At 64.7% G+C, this 1,519-nt stretch carries 2 protein-coding genes; one reads left to right on the top strand and one right to left on the bottom strand.

Annotated features, from left to right (window positions below):
• Nucleotides 1-136 precede the first annotated feature (136 nt).
• A complete protein-coding gene (locus EN914_RS35170; protein WP_013528260.1) occupies nucleotides 137-1,159 on the top strand; it encodes a LacI family DNA-binding transcriptional regulator in 1,023 nt (340 codons plus the stop codon).
• A gap of 119 nt (nucleotides 1,160-1,278) precedes the next feature.
• Here EN914_RS35170 and EN914_RS35165 read toward each other — a convergent pair.
• Nucleotides 1,279-1,519: LysR substrate-binding domain-containing protein (locus EN914_RS35165; protein ID WP_245497929.1), on the bottom strand; the 241-nt coding region annotated here is incomplete at its 5' end.

The following is a 1,519-nucleotide window of genomic DNA, read 5'->3' as shown; positions in this document are numbered from 1 at the left end:
CTATTATGGCAGTGCAGCAGCAATTTTTGTTTCAAACATGCCCAAACCGCGTCTATGGTTGGGCTTCGTATGGCTCGGCCCCGGTGGCACTTGGGTCGATTCAATTTAAAAGCGCTTTGAGGGAATGGAGACTTTCGTGAACCTCAAGCAGCTCGCCCACATGCTGGCACTTTCGCAAACCACGGTAAGCCGCGCGCTGAACGGCTATCCCGAGGTCAACGAGGAGACGCGCAGGCGTGTCATGGATGCCGCCAAGCGCCATGGCTATCGGCCCAACCCGAGCGCGCGCCGGCTGGCGACCGGCAAGACCGGCATGATCGGCTATGTCCTGCCGACCGGTGCGTCCGTCGACATCGATCCGCATTTCGTCGAGTTCCTGTCCGGCCTTGGCGACTATGCCCGCTCGCACGAGCTCGACCTTGTGCTGTCGCCGGCCGACGCCGACGACCAGGAGACGACCTACCGGCGCATCGTCGCCAACCGGCAGGTCGACGCTGTTTATATCTCCTCTCCAAGGCCCGCTGACCGGCGCGTGGCGCTGGTCAACACGCTCGGCATTCCCTTCATCGTCCATGGCCGCAGTGAGGGCTTCGATTTCGACTACGCCTTCACCGACATCGACAATGAGGGCGCCTTCCACGAAGCGGCCAGGCTGCTGATCCAGCTCGGTCATCGGCGGCTGGCGCTGATCAACGGTGACGGCCGCGAGACCTTCGCCATCCATCGCGAACGCGGCGTGCGCCGGGCACTCGCCGCGAGCGGACTGACATTGATCGAACGCCATGTCTGCTCGGTCGATATGACCGAGGAGAACGGCTACCGCGCCACCAGGCGTTTGCTGGAAGGGGACGACGCGCCGACGGCGATCGCCTGCTCCAGCCTGATCATGGCGCTGGGCGTCGTGCGTGCGGTGCGCGACCTCGGCTTGAGCATCCCGGGCGACGTCTCGCTGATCGCCCATGACGATGTCTTCCCCTGGCTGAGGCCGGAGAATTTCTCGGTGCCGCTGTCGACGACGCGTTCATCGATCCGTCTCGCCGGCGCCCGTGTCGCCGAGCGGCTGGCGGCACGGATTTCAGGACTGGAGGAGGGCGCGCGAGGCGAGGTCTGGCCGGTCGACCTGGTGGTGAGAGGGTCAGTCGCCGGTGCGCCGGCGTAGCTGGAGATCAAAGCCATGTGCTCTGCGGGATCGAGTTGAGACGCGACACTCACGCCGCATCAATCTCGCCCGACGCCGGCAGTAGCGAGACCACCGCAAGGGGGCCGGATTCCGACATCTCACGCCGCGGATTTGAGGTGGTCGATGAAGGCGCGCAGCTTCGGCAGGACTTGGCGCTTGCCGGGATGATACAGAAAGACGCCCGGCGTCGTGGCGGCGATACCGTCCAGCACCGGTTCCAGTTTACCCTCGGCTATCGGAGCTTCAGCGATTGGTCGAGGCGTCTGCGCCAGCCCGACGCCCCGCATCGCGGCCCCGAGCAATGTCGGATAATCGTGCGCTATCAGCGGGCCTGAGAGC

Source organism: Mesorhizobium sp. M7A.F.Ca.CA.001.08.2.1, from assembly GCF_003998455.1.
GTDB classification, from domain to species: Bacteria; Pseudomonadota; Alphaproteobacteria; order Rhizobiales; family Rhizobiaceae; genus Mesorhizobium; species Mesorhizobium ciceri.
This window is presented reverse-complemented; position numbering and strand designations above follow the sequence as displayed.